The sequence below is a fragment of the Microbulbifer mixtoriginis (SeqCode) genome (genome assembly GCF_052466765.1).
Genome location: NZ_CP174289.1, coordinates 2,588,844 through 2,608,870, shown reverse-complemented (window position 1 = coordinate 2,608,870; position 20,027 = coordinate 2,588,844). Strand labels below are relative to the sequence as shown.

General features: G+C 54.6%; 20 protein-coding genes. 7 read left to right on the top strand and 13 right to left on the bottom strand.

The window, feature by feature from the left end; all coding sequences use genetic code 11:
- Positions 1–65: 65 nt before the first annotated feature.
- From trmB to ftsY, 6 genes are all read right to left on the bottom strand, one after another.
- Complete coding sequence (trmB, locus tag ACJJIV_RS11550) at positions 66–857, bottom strand: tRNA (guanosine(46)-N7)-methyltransferase TrmB (protein WP_444889047.1); 792 nt, start codon at positions 855–857, stop codon at positions 66–68.
- Between the two features lie 63 nt (positions 858–920).
- The gene (locus ACJJIV_RS11545) at positions 921–1,298 is read right to left on the bottom strand and encodes a DUF423 domain-containing protein (protein WP_444889046.1); all 378 of its coding nucleotides are present in this window, start codon (positions 1,296–1,298) and stop codon (positions 921–923) included.
- Positions 1,299–1,401: 103 nt separating this feature from the next.
- Positions 1,402–2,256: an RNA polymerase sigma factor RpoH gene (gene rpoH / locus ACJJIV_RS11540; RefSeq protein ID WP_252083866.1), complete on the bottom strand. Its 855-nt coding sequence runs from the start codon at positions 2,254–2,256 to the stop codon at positions 1,402–1,404.
- Positions 2,257–2,493: 237 nt separating this feature from the next.
- Positions 2,494–3,510, bottom strand: coding sequence for a permease-like cell division protein FtsX (ftsX, locus tag ACJJIV_RS11535; RefSeq protein WP_444889045.1), 1,017 nt, complete (start codon positions 3,508–3,510; stop codon positions 2,494–2,496).
- Positions 3,491–4,177, bottom strand: coding sequence for a cell division ATP-binding protein FtsE (gene ftsE / locus ACJJIV_RS11530; protein WP_252083868.1), 687 nt, complete (start codon positions 4,175–4,177; stop codon positions 3,491–3,493). Before ftsE ends, ftsX begins: the two co-directional genes overlap by 20 nt.
- 40 nt (positions 4,178–4,217) lie before the next feature.
- Positions 4,218–5,249, bottom strand: a complete 1,032-nt coding sequence (gene ftsY, locus ACJJIV_RS11525) for a signal recognition particle-docking protein FtsY (RefSeq protein WP_444891714.1) — start codon at positions 5,247–5,249, stop codon at positions 4,218–4,220.
- Between the two features lie 379 nt (positions 5,250–5,628).
- Between ftsY and rsmD the strand changes: the two genes are divergently transcribed.
- From rsmD to ACJJIV_RS11505, 4 genes are all read left to right on the top strand, one after another.
- A complete protein-coding gene (gene rsmD, locus ACJJIV_RS11520) occupies positions 5,629–6,228 on the top strand; it encodes a 16S rRNA (guanine(966)-N(2))-methyltransferase RsmD (RefSeq protein ID WP_444889044.1) in 600 nt (199 codons plus the stop codon).
- Between the two features lie 96 nt (positions 6,229–6,324).
- The gene (coaD, locus tag ACJJIV_RS11515) at positions 6,325–6,801 is read left to right on the top strand and encodes a pantetheine-phosphate adenylyltransferase (RefSeq protein WP_252083870.1); all 477 of its coding nucleotides are present in this window, start codon (positions 6,325–6,327) and stop codon (positions 6,799–6,801) included.
- 62 nt (positions 6,802–6,863) lie between these two features.
- On the top strand, positions 6,864–8,582 hold the full coding sequence (gene ggt / locus ACJJIV_RS11510) for a gamma-glutamyltransferase (protein ID WP_444889043.1): 1,719 nt from the start codon (positions 6,864–6,866) through the stop codon (positions 8,580–8,582).
- A gap of 156 nt (positions 8,583–8,738) precedes the next feature.
- Entirely contained in the window at positions 8,739–10,376 is a 1,638-nt protein-coding gene (locus tag ACJJIV_RS11505; protein WP_444889042.1) for an NAD-dependent malic enzyme, read from the top strand.
- 22 nt (positions 10,377–10,398) lie between these two features.
- Here the strand turns inward: ACJJIV_RS11505 and ACJJIV_RS11500 are convergent, their stop codons facing one another.
- The 7 genes from ACJJIV_RS11500 to radC all read right to left on the bottom strand — a co-directional run bounded on the left by ACJJIV_RS11500 (position 10,399) and on the right by radC (position 15,178).
- On the bottom strand, positions 10,399–12,078 hold the full coding sequence (locus ACJJIV_RS11500; protein WP_444889041.1) for an amidohydrolase: 1,680 nt from the start codon (positions 12,076–12,078) through the stop codon (positions 10,399–10,401).
- 81 nt (positions 12,079–12,159) lie between these two features.
- Positions 12,160–12,699 (bottom strand): disulfide bond formation protein B, encoded by a 540-nt coding sequence (locus tag ACJJIV_RS11495; RefSeq protein WP_444889040.1) that lies wholly within the window; start codon positions 12,697–12,699, stop codon positions 12,160–12,162.
- Positions 12,700–12,712: 13 nt separating this feature from the next.
- A complete protein-coding gene (locus tag ACJJIV_RS11490) occupies positions 12,713–12,871 on the bottom strand; it encodes a DUF5993 family protein (RefSeq protein WP_252083875.1) in 159 nt (52 codons plus the stop codon).
- 73 nt (positions 12,872–12,944) lie between these two features.
- Positions 12,945–13,760 (bottom strand): bifunctional DNA-formamidopyrimidine glycosylase/DNA-(apurinic or apyrimidinic site) lyase, encoded by an 816-nt coding sequence (mutM, locus tag ACJJIV_RS11485; protein ID WP_444889039.1) that lies wholly within the window; start codon positions 13,758–13,760, stop codon positions 12,945–12,947.
- Between the two features lie 87 nt (positions 13,761–13,847).
- On the bottom strand, positions 13,848–14,003 hold the full coding sequence (gene rpmG / locus ACJJIV_RS11480; RefSeq protein ID WP_020413983.1) for a 50S ribosomal protein L33: 156 nt from the start codon (positions 14,001–14,003) through the stop codon (positions 13,848–13,850).
- Between the two features lie 36 nt (positions 14,004–14,039).
- The gene (rpmB, locus tag ACJJIV_RS11475) at positions 14,040–14,276 is read right to left on the bottom strand and encodes a 50S ribosomal protein L28 (protein ID WP_020413982.1); all 237 of its coding nucleotides are present in this window, start codon (positions 14,274–14,276) and stop codon (positions 14,040–14,042) included.
- Positions 14,277–14,503: 227 nt separating this feature from the next.
- Positions 14,504–15,178 carry a RadC family protein gene (gene radC / locus ACJJIV_RS11470; RefSeq protein ID WP_444887576.1) on the bottom strand — a complete coding sequence of 225 codons (675 nt, stop codon included), beginning with the start codon at positions 15,176–15,178 and terminating at the stop codon, positions 14,504–14,506.
- A gap of 150 nt (positions 15,179–15,328) precedes the next feature.
- Between radC and coaBC the strand changes: the two genes are divergently transcribed.
- The 3 genes from coaBC (at position 15,329) to argB (ending at position 20,009) form a co-directional block, all read left to right on the top strand.
- Complete coding sequence (gene coaBC / locus ACJJIV_RS11465; RefSeq protein WP_444889038.1) at positions 15,329–16,537, top strand: bifunctional phosphopantothenoylcysteine decarboxylase/phosphopantothenate--cysteine ligase CoaBC; 1,209 nt, start codon at positions 15,329–15,331, stop codon at positions 16,535–16,537.
- Positions 16,538–16,559: 22 nt separating this feature from the next.
- Positions 16,560–18,953 (top strand): phosphomannomutase/phosphoglucomutase, encoded by a 2,394-nt coding sequence (locus ACJJIV_RS11460; RefSeq protein ID WP_444889037.1) that lies wholly within the window; start codon positions 16,560–16,562, stop codon positions 18,951–18,953.
- 153 nt (positions 18,954–19,106) lie between these two features.
- Positions 19,107–20,009: an acetylglutamate kinase gene (gene argB, locus ACJJIV_RS11455; RefSeq protein ID WP_252083880.1), complete on the top strand. Its 903-nt coding sequence runs from the start codon at positions 19,107–19,109 to the stop codon at positions 20,007–20,009.
- Positions 20,010–20,027: the final 18 nt, after the last annotated feature.

Below are 20,027 nucleotides of genomic sequence, written 5' to 3'. Positions count from 1 at the left end.
TGGGGGAGAACGCCGACTTGCAGTCGGCGCTTATTGCTAAAACTCTCCAAGTGGCAAATTGGATGTTATTCGACCTCCGGTGCCGGCTTGGAAGGCTTTTCAACAGTCTCTTCGCTCGGCGCCAGGGCAGGAGCTTCTCCGGGCAGGCGGCGGTACACCAGGTCCCAGACACCGTGCCCAAGACGCTGGCCGCGGCGCTCAAACTTGGTTTCCGGGCGCCACTCTGGACGCTCGACATAGTCATCATTGGAGGAGGTATTTTCCAGCAGTGACTCCGCTTGCAACACTTCCAGCATATGCTCGGCATAATTCTGCCAGTCCGTAGCCATATGCATAACACCGCCGGTTTTCAGCTTGCTGCAAATCAGGCGCACAAACTGCGGCTGCACGATGCGGCGCTTATGGTGCTTCTTCTTATGCCAGGGATCGGGAAAATACAATTGGAACCTGTCCAGAATGCCATCCCCAATGCAGTCATTCAAAACATCCACCGCATCGGCCATATAAATTTTGAGATTATCAATCCCGGCTTTACCGGCATTGTTAATCAACCGACCCACACCGGGAGGATGCACCTCAATACCAATAAAATTCTTATCCGGTTCGGCCTGGGCCATGGCAAGCAGTGAGTCGCCCATACCAAAACCGATCTCCAACACAAGCGGAGCCTCACGGCCAAATGCCTCAACTGGATTCAGAGGGCCATCGAAGAGCGACAGACCATATTTTCCCCAGTAAGTATCAAAGGCGCGGCGCTGCCCCTCAGTCATCCGCCCCGCACGAATCACGTAGCTGCGGATAGATTTTTTCTTGTACTCGGTGCGGTAGGGAAACTCTTCCGCGGATTCGTCTTGCATTGTTCGCGACCTCTTATGCGAAACGGTTTTCTCTTATTCGGGTTTTGATAGGCGACAGCCCGGCTATTTAGGGGCATTCACGGCGGCAATAAACAGTGTCACCCAGCCGGCGATCATCAATAACCCACCAATCGGTGTAATCGGCCCCAGCCAACGCGGCCCACCCAGGGTAAGGGCGTAGAGACTACCGGAAAAAAACACCAAGCCAAATATAAAGAAAGCGCCGCTCAGAGTGAGTGACAGACGTTCTCCCCAATTCTGTATCAGCAGCGCCACAGCCAATAGCGCCAGGACGTGGATCATCTGGTACTGCACACCGGTCTTATAGGCTTCCAATAGCGGCTCGGCGACCTTGCCACGCAGGCCGTGTGCGCCAAAGGCACCGAGAGCAACGCCACTGGCGCCAAATAATGCGGCGAGTAGAAGGTAAACTTTAGCCATGGCTTATCCCATTTTTTTGCGCCCGACGAAGCGGGTCCATGCATCGCAGAAATAAAAAAACCGCGCTGCTGCGCGGTTTTTTCCGAACTGCCAAAGTGCGCTATCAGGCCTCCATAGCCGCACGCACTTTTTTCATGGCGTTCTTCTCCAGCTGACGGATACGTTCGGCGGAGACTCCGTATTTATCTGCCAACTCGTGCAGAGTGGATTTCTCCTCGCTCAGCCAGCGTGCCTGGATAATATCGCGGCTGCGCTCGTCGAGCTGCTCCATAGCATTGGCCAGACTGTTGAAGCTGGTTTCCTGCCAGTTATCCCGCTCCAACTGAGCTGCCGGGTCATAACTGCGGTCTTCCAGGTAGTGTGCCGGCGCTTGCCAGGCGGTGTCGTCATCGTCGTCCACCCCCGCATCAAATGCGGCATCATGAGCGGCAAGGCGGCCCTCCATCTCATGGACTTGGGCGACATCCACATTCAAATCTTTAGCCACCGCTTTGGCTTCATCGTTGCTCAGCCAGGCCAGTTTCTTCTTCTGACCACGCAGGTTGAAGAACAACTTGCGCTGTGCCTTGGTGGTAGCGATCTTTACGATGCGCCAGTTGCGCAGGATAAATTCGTGTATTTCCGCTTTGATCCAGTGCACCGCAAAGGAGACCAAACGTACCCCTTTCTCGGGGTTAAAGCGTTTAACCGCTTTCATCAGGCCAACATTGCCTTCCTGCACCAGATCCGACTGGTTGAGTCCATAGCCAGAATAAGACTTCGCAATATGTACGACAAAGCGCAAGTGGGACATGACCAGTTGGCGGGCCGCGTTAATATCTTCGCGATAATAGAGGTCCTCTGCCAGGCGCTTTTCTTCCTCCGCGGACAGCACATCGAAGCTGCTGACGGTCTGGATGTAAGCTCCCAGGTTGGCGCCCGGAGACAGCGTATGCACTGGCTGTAGGCTGGTTCCCATTCAGGTTTCTCCTCTCATTATTAGTCGGCCGATTCCAGCGGCCGCTGTCGTCGGACACTTTATCCGGCAACAGGCTGGACTCAGTGTAGCACTTGCACGAGCGGTTAAGAAAGTCCGCCGCCAACTGCCGTATTCCCTTGTATTGCAGCCGTTTAGAGGGACCAAATCCCAGCTAGGTTCCCCAATTCGCTACAGCTTTACGCTTCTTGGCTAAACCAAGGCGTGTAAACACTCGTCTCAGCTGGGTTCGATCTCGCGCAAGTGACGGCCCGCCGCCAGCCAGGCCCCCAGCAGCCCAAGCAAAGCAGCGCCACCGATAAGGCCAACAAAATAGCTGAAACCGGGCCCCACTAGGCTGTAATTACTACCGTAGCTAGAGGAGAGGCCTGAGATCGGCCCGGACAATAGCAACACCGCCCCCAGTAACAGAGCCCATGCCAGCAGTCCGCCAAAAGCCCCATAACAGAGACCACTGTAGAGGAAAGGTCTACGCACAAAAGCATTTGTGCCACCCACAAGCTTTACCACCAGGATTTCCTCCCGGCGGCTCTCAATGTGCAGGCCAATCGTATTGACCACCACCAGGATAACCCCCAGCGCCAACAGCAGCGCGAGCCCTGCGGACATCCGTTGCCCCAGCTCCGTCAGCTGGGTTAGGCGCTGCACCCAGGCCAGATCGAGCACCACCGAGTCACTCAGGGCGTGCTCCTGTAGGTTATCCACAATGCGCTGCAATTTTTCGCTGTTATGGGTATCTCGCGGGCGCAGCAGCAATACTGCCGGCAGAGGGTTGGCATCGAGCCCCACCAGGAGGTCGCCGAGCCCGGAAGCCTGCTCGAATTCCGCCAGCGCCGCTTCCGGAGAAATATAAGTCACCTCTGCGATGGCCGGGTCGCTGCGCAGTTTGGCGGCGAAGGAGTCTACTGCCGTTTTCTGCGCTCTCTTATTGAGAAATACTGAAATCTGCGGCTGGCCATCCCAGCCGGCCACAGCGCGCTGAAAATTTGCCAACCCAAGTTGCAAAGCGGCGGGCAGAGCCAGGGCGATAGCGATTACCAGGGCGGTCATAGCACTAGCCATGGGCGTAGCGAAAAAACGACGCAGGGATTCTCGCGCTACCTGGCGATGGTGGTCGAGCCAGGACTGCCAGCGATCCGAAATACCGGTGCGAGCAGCCACCGCGCCACTGCTACGCGGGCGCTTTTCAATGCCACTACTCGCCGGGCGCTGGGCTCTAGACTGGGTGTGCTTCACGGCTCGGGACTCCGTCGTAGATCAACTGACCGGCTTGCAGGGTCAATACCCGCCGGCGCATGCGCGCTATCAATTCCAGGTCGTGGCTTGCCACCAATACAGTGACGCCCACAGCATTAAAGTCGGAAAACAGTTGCATGATCTCCTGTGACAGCTGAGGGTCCAGATTACCTGTAGGCTCATCCGCTACCAGGATCGCCGGCTTGTTCACCACTGCGCGGGCGATACCCACCCGCTGCTGCTCCCCTCCAGACAGGGTAATGGGATTATGTTTCTCCTTGTCCAGGAGGCCTACCTTGTCTAGAGCGGCACGCACCCGGCGGCCCACTTCGCGTTTGCTGCAGCCGGCCACTGCCAGTGGCAGAGCGATATTGTCGAACACACTGCGATCAAACAGCAGCTGGTGGTTTTGAAAAACGATACCCAGGTTGCGGCGGTAATAGGGGATCTGGCTATTGCGCAGGCGGTTGAGATTCTGCCCTGCGACCAAAATCGAGCCTTTAGTGGGGCGCTCGATGGCGGTCAACAGCCGCAAAAGTGTGCTCTTACCCGCACCTGAATGACCGGTGAGAAACACCATATCGCCGCGGGGGACTTCCAAGCTGATACGCACCAGGGCGTCCTGCCCCGATGCATAGCGCTTATTCACATTGTCAAAGGTGATCACGATTTTGTTCTTGTTATTCCCTAAGAGGGTTTAGTAGCGATCAAGCGGTATCGCGGCCAAACAGCGCCGAGACAAATTCGCGCGCGCGGAACGGCTGCAGATCCTCAGCCTGTTCACCCACACCGATAAAGCGCACAGGAATACCGAAACGCCGCGCCAGGGCAAAGATCACGCCACCCTTGGCGGTGCCGTCAAGCTTAGTGAGTACCAGGCCGGTGACACCGGCCGCCTCGCGGAATTGCGCAGCCTGGTTAATTGCATTCTGGCCGGTGCCGGCATCCAGCACCAATAGCACCTCGTGGGGAGCGCTGGGATCCAGCTTGCCCATTACGCGGCGCACCTTGGTCAACTCTTCCATCAGGTTGGACTTGGTGTGCAGGCGGCCGGCTGTATCGGCGATCACCACATCAATACCACGGGCCTGGGCCGACTGCACGGCATCAAAAATTACCGAGGCGCTGTCAGCACCGGTATGCTGAGCCACCACCGGCACATCGTGGCGCTGCCCCCAAACCTGTAACTGCTCTACCGCAGCGGCGCGGAAAGTGTCGCCGGCGGCCAGCATCACCGATTTGCCCTCGCCGAGGAAACGGTGCGCCAGCTTGCCGATGGTGGTGGTCTTACCAACGCCGTTAACGCCCACCACCAAAATCACATAGGGCTTTTTACTGGTATCCAGCACCAAAGGCGCGTCGACACTGTCGAGCAGCTCTGCCAACTCCTGCTGCAGCGCTTTATAGAGCGCATCCCCATCGGCCAGCTCGCGGCGCGAGACGCGCTCAGTGAGGCGTTCAACAATTTCACTGGTGGCCTCGACACCCACATCTGCCATCAGCAGCTGGGTTTCCAGCTCTTCCAACAGATCTTCATCGATTTCTTTGGCTCCGAGGAACAGGTTGCCCATGCCCTCGACAAACTGATTGCTGGTGCGGCTGAGCCCGCGGCGAATACGTGCAAAGAAACCCTCTTTCTTTTTCGCTACGGGTTTTTCCTGCACGGGGGTGGGCTTGGGCGCTGGCTCCTGAACCCGAGGAGCCGGTTCTGACGCTGCTGCTGTAATATCGGCTGGCAACTCAGATTCAGGGCTAGACGGAATTTCGGGCTGCGCATTGGCTGTACTAGCGGGCGACGGCTCAACAGCTTCTGTGGAAGGTTCCTGCACATCAGCAGTCGCTTGTTCCACCTCTGGAGCGGGCGCCTCTGCCGACTCGGCAGCGGCCTCCTGGGGTGCAGCGGGCTCTTTATCGGTGACAGATGGCTCCTGCCACTCTTCCGCCGGGGCCTCCTCTGGTGAGCCAACCGCTTCGGCCTGCTCCCCTTGGGGCTCGCTTTGTTCGGGCTTGCGCTTTTTCTTTTTGCGCAGGAAATCAAAGATCATTCGTTTATCCGGGTGTACCGCTTGCAGAAAGACGCTAATCTTAGCATCGCTAAGCCCCCAGTAGAGAGTTACCTTGGCCAGAAGTTCATCGCGCAAGCAAAGCACACAGCCTCTTTCCCAATTGCGCATCATCGGAGGGCAGTGGCGCGGGCGCAAATTGCAATTTGCCCCGGTTGAGGGATTGAGACCTACCGGCGATCGCCTGCGCGAAACCCTGTTCAACTGGTTGCAGTTTCACCTGCCTGGCGCACAATGCCTCGACCTCTTCGCCGGCTCCGGCGCCCTGGGTCTGGAATCTCTATCCCGTGGCGCGGCCTCAGTGGATTTCGTCGAACTGAATCCCCAGGCTGCACGCACCCTAAACCAGCAACTCCAGCTACTCGAAGCCACAGATGGCGAGGTGCATAACTGCCGGGCAGCAGATTTTTTGGTCGGTGGCGGCAAGCCTTACGATATTGTCTTTATCGATCCGCCCTTTGCAGACGATTTGTGGCAGGAGAGTCTCGGCGCTCTCACTGGCAGGCTCTCAGAAGGCGCTTTGATTTATATCGAGACACCCCGAGACACTGTTATTTCTACTGCGAACGACTGGTCGTTAATCAAGGAAAAGCGCGCTGGTCAGGTCTGTATGCGACTGTTTAGTAATAACTCCGATGCAACCACTGAACACTGACCGGTCAGCGGATCAGGTTAACGCATTCGGTTTTGAGCCTTAGCCGTAAATTGTTTACCATTCGCATCCCTTTCAGCCCGCATTTATCCTTGGCGTATGAAAAAAGTTGTCTACCCCGGAACTTTCGACCCAATCACCAATGGTCATCTCGATTTGGTGGAGCGGGCCTGTCGCTTGTTTGACCACGTCATCGTGGCCGTAGCCGCCAGTAATCGAAAGAATCCTTTATTTACACTGGATGAGCGGGTGGAGCTCTCCCAGCGCGTACTCGGCCACCTGCCCAATGTGGAAGTCATCGGCTTCGATATCCTACTGGCTGACCTGGTACGCCAGGTGGATGCCTATGGGGTTCTACGCGGCCTGCGCGCAGTATCCGACTTCGAATACGAGTTTCAGCTGGCTAATATGAACCGCCAACTGGCGCCGAATATGGAAAGCCTGTTCCTGACCCCAGCAGAACATTTGTCCTATATCTCTTCCTCTTTGGTTAGAGAAATTGCCTCTCTCGGTGGAGATGTCACAAAATTTGTTCCAAGTGCTGTACAAGCGGCACTGGAAGAGAAATTCCGCTAACTCCCGAATTGGTTATTTCTGATACACTCGAGCGGATTTTTCCACAATCCGCGGAGTGTTTCGTGCGTCACATTCTCCTCGCTCTCGCCCTTGTTCTATCTCCGGCCATGGCCGATGAGCCGCAACCGGAAGTCGATACCGGCCGCAGTGCCATCAAGTCTGCCACGGCCAAATCCTATATGGCGGTGACCGCCAACCCCCACGCGAGTCGCGCCGCCGAACAAATCCTCGCGCAGGGCGGTAGTGCCGTGGATGCAGCCATCACCGCTCAGTTGGTACTCGGGCTGGTGGAGCCCCAGTCATCGGGTATTGGCGGTGGCGCCTTTATGCTGAGCTACGACGCCAAAGATAAACAGCTGCGCTATTACGATGGCCGGGAAACCGCTCCGGCAGAGGTGGATGAAAACTACTTTATGCACGACGGTAGACCGCGTTCATTTATGCAAGCGGTTATTGGCGGCTACTCAGTGGGCGTCCCTGGCGTCATCCGCATGTTGGAAATGGCGCACCAGCGCGATGGCAAACTGCCATGGGAAGTTTTATTCCAGCCAGCCATCCAGCTAGCCGAAAGCGGCTTTGAAGTCTCTCCACGTCTGCACAAATTGTTGAGCAGACTACCCCATGTAGATGCAAGACCGGCGATCGCCAGTTATTTCTTTGACAGCGACGGCAGGCCCCTGCCGGTGGGCCACCGGCTGAAGAATCCGGAATATGCCCGCACCCTGCGCATGATTGCCAGCGATGGTGCGAACGCTTTTTATAAAGGAGAGATCGCCGAGGCGGTCGTCAAGGCCGTTCGCGGCGACACTGAAAACCCCGGTCTGCTCAGCCTTGAGGATATGGCCAATTATCGGGCCAAACAGCGCCAGCCCCTCTGTTCCGCTTTTCTCGAATACCAGATCTGTGGTGCGGATGCCCCCTCATCCGGCGGCACCACCGTGGGCGGCATTTTGGGCATGCTGCAAGCTTTTCCCATCGCTGAAATGGAAGCCGGGGACGACCTTCTCACCCATTTGTTTATCGAAGCCTCAGAACTGGCCTTTGCCGATCGCAACACCTATTCGGCCGACTCGGATTTCATCAGTGTGCCCAGTAAGGCTTTGGTATCCCCCGCTTACTTAAGCGAACGTGCGACCCTGATTGACCCTGACAGCGCCAGCATAGCCAAGCCCGGCAATCCGAACACTGGGGCGACCAAGCGCCTCACGGCCCAATCACCTGAGATGCCCAACACCAGCCATTTGGTCTTTGTGGATCGCTACGGCAATGGCGTCAGCATGACCAGCAGCATCGAAACGGGCTTTGGCTCTCGCCTGCTGGTAAAGGGTTTTCTGCTGAATAACCAGTTGACCGATTTTTCCTTTACCCCAAAAACGGCCGAAGGGCAGTTGGTGGCGAATCGTATCCAGGCCGGCAAACGACCTCGCTCTTCCATGTCGCCAACGGTGGTATTTAATAAAGATGGCAGCCTACGCCTACTGGTGGGCTCACCCGGGGGGTCACGTATTATCGACTACACCGCCCGCACCATTCTCTACCATCTGGGGCTGAATGTGCCCATTGCCGATGCCATTGCAGCCGGCAACATTGGCGCTATCGGGCGGCGTGTCGAACTTGAACCCGGTTTCTTTAGCCAGGACACCATCAATAAACTCAGGGCACGCGGGCATGAGGTCGTCGAGCGCGATCTCAACAGCGGCATTCATGCAATCGCGGTAAAAAACAATACACTCCACGGCGGTGCCGACCCCCGCCGGGAAGGCAGTGCGCTGGGGCACTGATTTTCTGGAGGAGGCATATTGCATGCCTCCTCAAAACCATCCCCCCTAGCAGGCTGTCATTCATAAACCAGCTTTCCGGATAGCGCGCCCCTTCTTTAGAGTGGTCCATACTTCCCCCTAACTAGCGTAAGCCAAAACGCAACTGGAGGGCCCCTCTTGGACCACCGCAAAGTAGATGCCACTGGCATCAAACTCCTGCACGACCCCAGCACCAATAAGGGCACTGCTTTTACAGAAGCGGAACGCAACAAGTTTGGCCTTAACGGCCTGATTCCCTACGCTCTGGAAACCATCGAAACCCAGGTAGAGCGGGTGATGATGCAACTGAGCCACAAACATTCGGATATCGATCGATTTGTCTACCTGACCGGTCTACTGGATACCAACGAGACGCTCTTTTACCGAGTGGTGATGTCCGATCCGGTGCGCTTCCTTCCGATCATTTACGATCCCACTATCGGTGAAGCCTGTACCAAGTTCAGCCATATCATGCGCAGGGTCAGGGGTGTCTATCTGTCTATTGCACAGAAGGGCAGTATCGCCGACTCCCTATCTCACTGGCCGGACCGGGACATTCGATTTATTTGTGTCACCAATGGCGGACGAATTCTGGGGCTCGGGGATATCGGCGCGAATGGCATGGGTATCCCCATTGGTAAACTGCAGCTTTACACCGCCGCCGGGGGCGTACCGCCAGAGCATTTACTGCCACTCTTTTTAGATGCCGGCACCGATAATGAACAAGTACTCACAGACCCTCTCTATGTAGGCCTGCGTCGTAAACGCCCGGATACTGAGACGCTTTACCGTTTTGTGGATGAATTTGTGGACACTGTTCAGCAGCGCTATCCACACTGCTGTCTGCACTTTGAGGACTGGACCGGTAGTGACGCCGTCCACCTGCTGCAACGATATCGAGACAGGGCCTGCTGCTATAACGATGATATCCAAGGCACTGCGGGCATTGCCCTGGCCGGCATGATCAACGCCCTGAAAATCAAACAGGGCTCGTTAAAGGATGAAAAAATCTTCTTCGCCGGTGCCGGCTCTGCCGGCATAGGGCTTGCGGATTTATTTGTGAGTGAACTGGTCAATGAGGGGCTCAGTAGGGAAGAGGCCCAAGCCCGCATTATTATGTTCGATGAAAAGGGACTACTGGTAAAAAGTCGCGAAGACCTTTTCGACTTCCAGCGCCCCTACGCACACGACCAATCCCCAACTTCACAATTATTGGAGGCCATAAAAACTCACAAGCCAACCACCTTGATTGGCGTCAGTACTGTTGGCCAATTATTTACCCAGGAAGTCGTGGAAACTATGGCCGCACACAACCCGCGACCCATTATTTTTGCTCTGTCCAACCCAACCGAACATGCCGAATGCAGTGCGGAGCAGGCCTACAGTTGGAGTCAGGGCCGAGCCATCTATGCCGCCGGCGTACAATTCCCCAAGGTCACACTGCATGGAAAAACCTATTTGCCAGGCCAAGCGAATAATTTATATATCTTCCCCGCGGTAGCAATGGCAATTTATGCAACAAGTGCTAAACGTGTGCCCGATTCACTATTTATTGAGGCCGCCCGTGGAGTTGCTGAGCAAGTCGGTCAAGATCTGCTGCAGCAGGGCTGTCTGTTTCCGCCACAATCAAAAATTTTAGAAATATCCCAAAATACAGCCGCAAAAGTCAGCAAGAAAATCTTTGAACTTGGGCTCAGTGCACTGGAGCCGCCAAAAGATTTTTTAGAATTTATAGAAAAACATACTTATAAAGCCGAATATCTTTCTTATATTTGAATTTAACCCAATGCAACAAAGTTTAGAAGTTGTCTAGCTGTATTGATCTTGGTTCATCACCTAAATTTCTTAAAGATTTTCGATCAAATACCGATCGTCCCTTATAAAAAGTCTTTATCACTTTGGCTTCACCAACCTGATTTTTAGAAATATTAAATATATTTCTATCTAAAACAATAAAATCAGCCCACTTACCCTTTTCGATACTGCCCGTTTCCTTTTCCAAGCCTCCAGAATAGGCAGCATTAATTGTAAAAGCCTCAACTAGGTCATAAATAGAAATTCCTAGATTTAATCCCCGATAAATAACCGCCATTGGATCCACCATGCCAAGAATCTGAGAGGGGTCAGAAGATAATAAAGATACACTCATGGGAATATATTTTTCTCCACCCTCTAAAACTCCACCCCCAGTTGAACCTTCTCGGCCGCTATACAAGAGGAAAATATTTTTTGGCTGTACAAATACGGCACTATGCATCTGGGAAAGCTGATCCAGAGTGGACTCTTTATCTAAAGAAGCATTAACAATTGCATTGCGTATTTTGGTGTCGCCCCCCTCCAACTTTTCCAGCATATTTAAAGCTTTATCAGTTTCCTCTTCTCCAGAAACCAAAATCTGTATGGGAAATTGGTGAGCGTTCGCCCTTTGCGCCAAACTAATAACCTCTTTAAGCGAACCAGTAGTTCTTGAGATTGGTTCAGTAGTGATCCACACCCTTAAATTTTCCGGTAACCATCCAATATAACTTATCGAAATCAGCCTAAAGTCATCGATTGTTATTTGACTAACCTTTTGCTGCAACGAACTAAAATCTTTGTCGGCAAAATCTGTACTAACCGCCATTGAGGCAAGCACGCGAAAACCCATGGGTTCAATTTCGGATATTTGATCAAAATAACGCTTTTGACCTTCCTCATCTTTTAATACAACAACGGAATCATAGAGACTTGTCACACCATTACTAACCGCTAAATCTTGCATACTGAGCAAGTCTTTTCGGTAATCTCCGTTTATGTCCTGCGGGATCAATTTCTCTATTAGTGCGACAGCGCCAGGCCCCCGCAACCAACCAGTAGCAATGCCGTGTTCGTTTTTTTCTATAAATCCATTAGGAGGGTTCACACTATCGTTATTAATTCCTGTGGCAGCCAGACCTTCTGAATTTGTCCAGATATTGTTTCGGTCTGAAGAAAATAAAATAATCGGGATCAGGTCATTAATTTGATCGAGAATCCCTTTGTGCGGAGGCTCAACAGAAAATGCCTGCAAATTCCAACCATCACCCACAATCACTTGCTGATGCGGATTCTCTCGAATATATCGCGCTACCGCCAAACGGTAATCTTCAATAGAGCCTCCAGAAAATAAGTTGATTCTGGATGCCGCCCCCCGAATTTTTGCCCTTTGGAAAAAGCCAGGTAAAACCAGCTTACCATTCAGATCTACAATTTCAGTATCCCCGCCAATATAAGCCTCAACACCTGCCTCAGTGCCGACAAAGACAATTCGCCCACCCCTGATTGCCATCGCCGCAGCAATAGATCGGGCTTTATCCGCGGTATATATGGTGGCGTTGCGGACAATTAACTGAGCGGGCTTGCTTGGGGTGGGATTGGCGGTGGGAATGGAGCCCACGCTCTTTTCTAGAGGATCACAGGAGAGGAGCAAAAGAACCGATAGCAAACTGAATAAACGCATATAGCTTCCCACGGATTTGCCCTATCCCCTCAATTTTCCACTGTGAAAAAATTCAGCGAGACTAGCAATTCAACGATTTTCTCAAGGCCACAGCCAGTGATAGCCGAAAGAGCCTCTCGTACAGGGACCTAGACCGCACTCCAATAAGGTGCTGGCCAGGTTCGCCATGGCAATGGTGAGAAACAGCACCGCGATAAATTTCTCGGGAAAGGTGAATCGACGCGGTGACAGGTTGCGCCGCAAGAAACCCAACATCATTGCGACCCCGCAATAAGTAAGCAGCCCAAAAAAAGCCACGGCCGCCCAGGTATAGAGATGCAAGCCGAGAAAGGGCTCTCCAAATCCGGGGTTATTGGGCAGAATATGCAACAACACCTGGCGCCCGGCAGCAGCCAGCCCGGCAATACTCGAGAGGATAACAATTCCGTAGTGAGCGGGACGTACACCAAATCGCAGGTTCATCAGCAAGCCCAAGCCAGCCATGGTAAAGGCTACACGCTGAAGCAGGCAGTTGGGGCAGGGCAGTTGGTGCTCGTAAAGCTCGATGATAAAAGCCGCCCAGAGAACCGCAGAGAGGCCAAGAAGAGCCAGGGCATCAAGCCTTCGGACCATATACACCATAGCGGCACCCCAGCTAGAAGGAGAGGTCCAGCGTTGTGTTCGAGTGATAAATCAACCAGATGATGTAAATCACCATAGTCAACAACCACCACAGGGTGGCCGCGCGCTGGCGGCGCTTCCATATATACCAGGCTGCAATCAGAACGGTAAGAAAAGGCAGTACCAATACCACGGGCCATCTCCACAGACAGCAATACTCTGAGATTAGTAGTAAATTCCCGCCAATGCCCTACCGCAAAGTAAACTCAACGCTGGCAACGAGTGCAAAAGAAGGTACTGCGCTGGCCCAGAGCCATATCCCGCACCGGTCTCCCACAACTGGGGCAAGGTGCTCCCGCGCGGCCGTAGACATTGAGTTCCTGGGCGAAATATCCCGGCTTGCCATCACCACCGATAAAGTCCCGCAGGGTAGTGCCACCTTGGGCAATGGCACGACTCAATACCTTTTTGATCGCCTCTGCAAGGCGCAGATAGCGGGCTTTTGAAATAGAGCCCGCTTCACGATCCGGGCGGATACCTGCCAGGAATAGCGATTCACTGGCATAAATATTCCCCACCCCCACCACGATACGCCCATCCATTATGAACGTTTTCACCGACTGTTTACGCTTGCGGGAAGTGGCGAACAGGTAGTCACCACTAAAACTCTCCGACAGCGGCTCTGGCCCTAAATGACTGAGTAGGTCGTGGGCCAGGGGGTCTGCTGCGGTCCACAGAAGAGCGCCAAACCGGCGTGGATCCCTGTAGCGCAGGGTCAGGCCACTATCGAGTCGCCAGTCGATATGGTCGTGCTTCTCAGGGGATTCTTCCTGCTCGACCAGGCGCAGGCTTCCAGACATCCCCAAATGCCAGATGGCACACCCCTTATCTGTATGCACCAGTAAGTATTTGGCGCGACGCTCCAGCTTCAGAATACGGGCATTTTTAATGTGCTTGGCGAAGTCCGGGTCTACAGGCCAGCGCAGTCGCGCCTGTCGCACCACAACCGATCGCACCCACTGTCCCTCTAGATGGGGGGCGAGGCCACGGCAGGTGGTTTCTACTTCTGGGAGTTCAGGCATTTCTCATGTCACGATGGCTGTAGCCGAGGAGCGGACACAAAAAAGCCCGGCAAGAACCGGGCTCTTCTGCGAGTACGCGGAAGGCAATTACTTGATTTTGCCTTCTTTGTACATAACGTGCTTGCGAACAACGGGATCGTACTTTTTGATCTCCATTTTCTCAGGCATGTTGCGCTTGTTCTTGGTAGTGGTGTAGAAGTGGCCAGTACCGGCGCTGGAATTCAGACGAATCTTCTCACGCATTGCTCAATCTCCAATCAGTTAGCTGAATACAGCTAATTATACTTTTTCGCCGCGGGCGCGCAGCTCAGTCAGGACAGCGTCGATACCTTTCTTATCGATAACGCGCATGCCTTTTGCGGAAACACGCAGTTTCACAAAACGCTTCTCGGACTCAACCCAGAAACGGTGGCTGTGCAGGTTCGGCACGAAGCGACGCTTGGTGCGGTTCTTAGCGTGGGATACATTGTTTCCGGTTACCGGACGCTTACCGGTTACCTGACATACCTTGGACATCTGTTGGCCTCTTCAAAACGCTTGTGCCCGCATGGCGCCAATCCTGAAGAGGAAAAGGGTGTGCGGGAACATAAAAATCGGGATTCTAATCCGGTTCCTGGATGGCGGCGGAACCTGTGCAGAATCTGGCCCGGCCGCAAAGAGCGGCGTTTTATACCAAAAGAGCCCGTAGGGAGCAAGTTTTGTACAGTACTTCTGCGCCAATCGCAGCTTCTCAATTGCAGTGCCTACAGCAGCCCCTGCTCCGCAAAGGATAGAGCCTGGCCCTCGCCCACTATCAGATGATCCAGCACCTTGATATCCACAAGCTCCAGGGCCTGAACCAAACGCTCGGTAATCCAGATGTCCGCCTGGCTAGGCTCGCAAATGCCCGATGGGTGATTATGCGCCAGAATCACTGCCGCCGCACCCCGCTGTAAAGCAGCCTGCACCACCTCACGAGGATAAACACTGGCGGCATTCAGAGTGCCCTCGAACAATTCCTCAAAACTGATAACACGGTGCTGAGTATCCAGGAAAAGGCAGCAAAAGACCTCGCGGCGACGATGGCGCAACTGCATAGCCAGGTAGTCTCGCACTGCCGCCGGACTGCACAAAGCACTGCCCTTCCGCACCGTTTCTGCCAAGTGTCGTCGCGCTATCTCCAGCGCCGCTTGCAGCTGTACAAACTTGGCATCCCCCAATCCACGAGCGCGACAAAACTGCTCCCTACCTGCCTCCAACAGGGCACGCAAGCCGCCAAACTCACTGAGTAGGCCCCGCGCCAAATCCACTGCGGAAACGCCCGGCAGCCCCACCCGCAAAAATATCGCCAACAACTCTGCATCCGACAGCGCCGCGGCACCCTGCGCCAACAGCTTCTCCCGGGGCCTCTCAGCCGCCGGCCAATCCTTGATCTTCATAATCGTTTCTCGCCTTCCCTGACTGTCTTTTTTTGTGAACTCTCTCCCCAACTCACCACAAGCACGATTTTCGCGTCTATTCTGCGCCTTATAAGTCCAGACGCAGAAATGCTAATCTAACCCGCTCGCATATATTCGGAAACTGTATCTATGTCCTCACTGGCCGATAAACGCATACTTTTGGGAATCAGTGGCGGTATTGCCGCTTACAAGAGCGCCGACCTGGTACGCCGCCTAAAAGAACGCGGTGCCCAGGTGAGAGTGGTAATGAGCGCCGGCGCGCGCGAGTTTGTGCAGCCGCTGACTTTCCAAGCCCTATCCGGCAACCCTGTAAACACCGATCTGCTGGACCCAGCCGCTGAAGCCGCCATGGGGCATATCGAGCTGGCCAAGTGGGCCGACCTGATCCTGATTGCCCCCGCCAGTGCCCAGGTGATGGCAAAACTGGCCTGCGGCATGGCCGACGACCTGCTCACCACCTTGTGTCTCGCCAGCGAGGCACCAGTGGCCCTGGCCCCCGCCATGAATCAGGCCATGTGGCGCCACCCAGCCACCGCTGCCAATGCCAAAACCCTGCGTGACCGCGGGGTACAGCTGTGGGGACCGGCGGCTGGCAGCCAGGCCTGCGGTGACGTGGGACCCGGCCGCATGCTGGAGCCCGCTGACTTGGCCCTGCAGGCCGAGTCACAGTTCGGCTCTAGCGACTGTCTGCGCGGCAAGCGCGTGGCGATTACCGCCGGCCCAACCCGCGAGGCCCTGGACCCGGTACGCTATCTGAGCAACCACAGCTCCGGCAAGATGGGGTTCGCCCTGGCCGAGGCCGCCCGGAAGGCCGGCGCCGAGGTCACACTGATCGCCGGGCCGGTAAATTTGGCCACTCCCGCACATGTGAAGCGCGTCGATGTCATCGATGCGCGGAATATGCGCGATGCCGCCGAGCGTGCGGCCGACCTCTGCGATATTTTTATCAGCGCTGCCGCTGTTGCCGATTTTCGCCCCGCCTCGGTGGCGGAACAAAAAATCAAGAAACGCGAGGGCTGCGACGAGAGCGCTATTACCCTGGTTAAAAACCCGGATATCGTCGCCGGCATCGCCGCGCGCAGCGAGCGACGCCCCTTTACCGTGGGCTTTGCCGCTGAGACACAGCAAGTCGAACAGTATGCGCAAAGCAAACTGCAACGGAAAAACCTCGATATGATTATCGCCAACGACGTCAGTGGCAGTGAAACCGGCTTCAATAGTGAACGCAATGCCGTCACGGTGATAGATCGCCACGGCAATACACAACTGCCCGAGGCTCTAAAGGCCGACCTAGCGCGACAGTTAATAGAAATTATTGCCGTCAAAGCGCAGAAATAAAGATTAACAGGCAGGAAAATCAGTGGTTTTCAACAAGAAAAATCAGAGCCAAGGACTATTGCACAAGGGGTTGCTGCTGCCTTCGTTGCTGGCGACCGTCGCCTGGCTTTGCGGGGCCTATCTAATCGTTGAGCATATAGTCACCCCCCACAATCAAGCGCAAGTACAACAGGCAGCCCGGGCGCAGGGAAAAATCTTCGCGCAAGATGTAGAGTCTCTGTTAGCCGAACGCACGCGGCAGCTGCAAAAAATTGAACGCAATGGACAACCCCTTGAAGAACAGCTAAAAACAGCACAACTACCGAAACAATCGCGAATTCAGGTCTTTTCAGAGGCACAAATCCGCGTGGGCGCAGGTGAAAAGCCAACCCTGAACTTCGCGCTAGTAGATCTGCTTAAGCGTACCCGACAAGACAGTCAACAGCCCCTAGAGATACTGCGTACCGGCCCCGACAACAGCTGGCAGCTTCACAATGCTGTTAACCTGGCTGGGCAACAACTTCTGATCAGCCAGCCCTTCGCTGTTTTGCAAACATCCCTGGAAACGCTCGATAAAAACCAGGGACAGATTCAGCTGCTTCAAAAATTTCCCGATTCGATTGCACAGCCCCTTTGGCGCGGCGGGCAGGGCAGTGGCTTCAGCCATTCTGAAGCAATTCCGGATAGCTATCTACAGCTGCAGTTCAGCCCCTCCCCTGCATTTATCCAGCAACACAGCTTGCCACTTCTGTGGATCTATCTCACAGCCGGCGCCGGCCTGATGCTCTCCTTACTGGTACTTCTACGCTTCCTGCCCCGAGACAACCGTGCCCCCTGGGAGCGCAGCCAGAAAGGTGGAAGAAGCGAAAGTGAAAAATTCCCTGCGCCCGAGTCGCAGCAGGATGCTCTGCTGGCGGATGAAGCTTTACCCCAAGGGCTCGCATCGGCACCCAGCATCGCTCCCGAAGCTTTACAACAGAATATGACAAATCGCGCTGAGGCAAGGTCTGCGACCAAATCAGGTAAGCCCCAACATCCGCTAACTACCGAGTTTCCCCCTCATGTGTTTCGCGCATACGATATCCGCGGCATCGCCGGTGAGGAAATTGATGAGCCCTTTGCCTACCAGCTGGGAAAGGCCCTCGGTACCCTGGCACAGCACGCCGGAGAGCAAATCCTGCTAGTGGGGCGCGATGGCCGCAACAGTAGTGCACTGCTCAGCAACTGCCTGATGGAGGGGATTCTCGATAGCGGCTGTAACAGTATCGATCTGGGCCTGATCCCATCACCACTGCTTTACTACGCCTGCGCCAAGGGCAAGAACACCAGCAGCGGTGTTATGGTGACCGCGAGCCACAATCCGGCGGAATACAATGGCTTCAAGATTGTGCTCAAGGGCCGCCCCCTCTCTGAAGAAAAGCTACAGGGCCTGCACCAGCTTATGCAGCAGGGGCCCTTCAAAAGCGGGGAAGGCAGTAACCGCGAGCAGGATATTAAAGACAAATATATTGACGAGATCTTTAACAACGTCGCCCTCGCCGGACAACCGCACCTGGTAGTGGATGCGGGCAATGGAGCCACTTCCGTTTTGGCACCCCGGTTGTTTGAGCAGCTGGGCTGCGCAGTCACTCCGCTGTTTTGTGAAGTGGATGGGGACTTCCCCAACCATCCACCCGATCCCACGCGCCCGGAAAACCTGCAAGCATTGATCGACAAAGTGGCGGAAACCGGCGCAGACCTGGGCATAGCTCTGGATGGCGATGGTGATCGTGTCACTCTGATTTCCAGCAGCGGGCGCATCGCCTGGGCCGATCAGCTGGTTATGCTACTGGCGAGAGACATCCTGGCACGCAACCCGGGGGAGACGATCGTCTTCGATGTGAAAAGCAGCCGTAGCCTTGCTCAATTGATAAACCAGTACGGCGGCCGCCCGGTGATGTGGAAGACCGGCCACGCGCCGATGAAAAACAAAATGCTAGAAACCAAGGCAATTCTTGGCGGTGAGTTATCCGGCCATATTTTTATTCGGGATCGCTGGTTTGGTTTCGACGATGGTATCTACGCAGCGGCGCGGCTCCTGGAGATTATGGCCCTGCGGGAACAGAGCCTGGATGAACTCCTCGACTCACTGCCGCAAATGGAGAGCACCCCGGAAATATTGTTGCCCGTAGAGGAGCAGGAGAAATTCTCCCTGATTGAGCAGTTGCGCGAACAAGGCAATTTTGACAATGCCGATATCAATACTACCGACGGTCTGCGCATAGAATTTTCTGATGGCTGGGGGCTGGTGCGCGCCTCCAATACCACCAGCGCGTTGACCCTGCGCTTCGAGGCCGAAAATAAAGAGGCTCTGGAGCGTATTCGCAAAGTAGTCATGGCGCAGGTCAAGAAAATTGCTCCCACAGTTGTCGTTCCCAATTGGGAACTGCTCAACTAGCGCACCAATTTTAAACCTGTGCGGCACAGGCAGGTGCCGCAACCGACTAGCGCTCCGTGCTTTAATCAAAAAAATCTCGACCGCGCAGTATCTACAGCAGCGGCTGGACAGCGGGAAAGCTATCCAGCCGCATCCCACCATAAAGGAATTGCCATGTCCCTCGATAAGAAGTCCGCTCTGCGTATTGCTCAGGTTTTGAATGAAGCCTTGCCCTATATCCAGCAATTCACCAATAAAACCGTGGTGGTAAAGTTTGGCGGTAATGCCATGGTGGATCACGAGCTGCAAAACGACTTTGCCCGCGACATTATCCTGATGAAGCTGGTGGGCATGAACCCGGTAGTGGTACACGGCGGCGGCCCGCAAATAGGCCTGCTGTTGAACAAACTCAATATCGAATCTCACTTTGTCGACGGTATGCGCGTAACCGATAGCGAGACCATGGATGTGGTGGAAATGGTATTGGGGGGCACGGTCAACAAGCAAATTGTCAATCTGATCAATCAGAACGGAGGCCGCGCAGTGGGCGTTACCGGCAAGGATGGCTTGTTAATCGAAGCGCGCAAACTGAGCCGCAAAAATGAGAGCGCCGGCCTGCACGCCTCAGAAATTATTGATATCGGCCAGGTCGGCGAGGTGGAAAAGGTCAATACCGATGTCATCAATATGCTGATCCAGGGCGGCTTTATTCCGGTAATCGCCCCTATCGGCGTCGACAAAGAGGGGGTTTCTTACAATATCAATGCCGATCTGGTGGCCGGTAAGGTCGCCGAGTGCTTGCAGGCAGAAAAGCTGATGCTGCTCACCAATGTTGCAGGCCTGCAAGATAAGCAGGGCGAGGTACTCACCGGCCTAACGACGCCCCAGGTGGAAGGGTTGATTGAAGATGGCACCATTCATGGCGGCATGCTACCGAAAATCAGTTGTGCGCTCGACGCGGTAAAAGACGGGGTCACTTCTGCCCATATTATCGACGGCCGGGTACCTCACGCGGTCCTGCTGGAAATATTTACCGATACCGGCGTCGGCACCTTGATTACCAATAGTGAGACATAAAGCCATCGCACAGTAGCG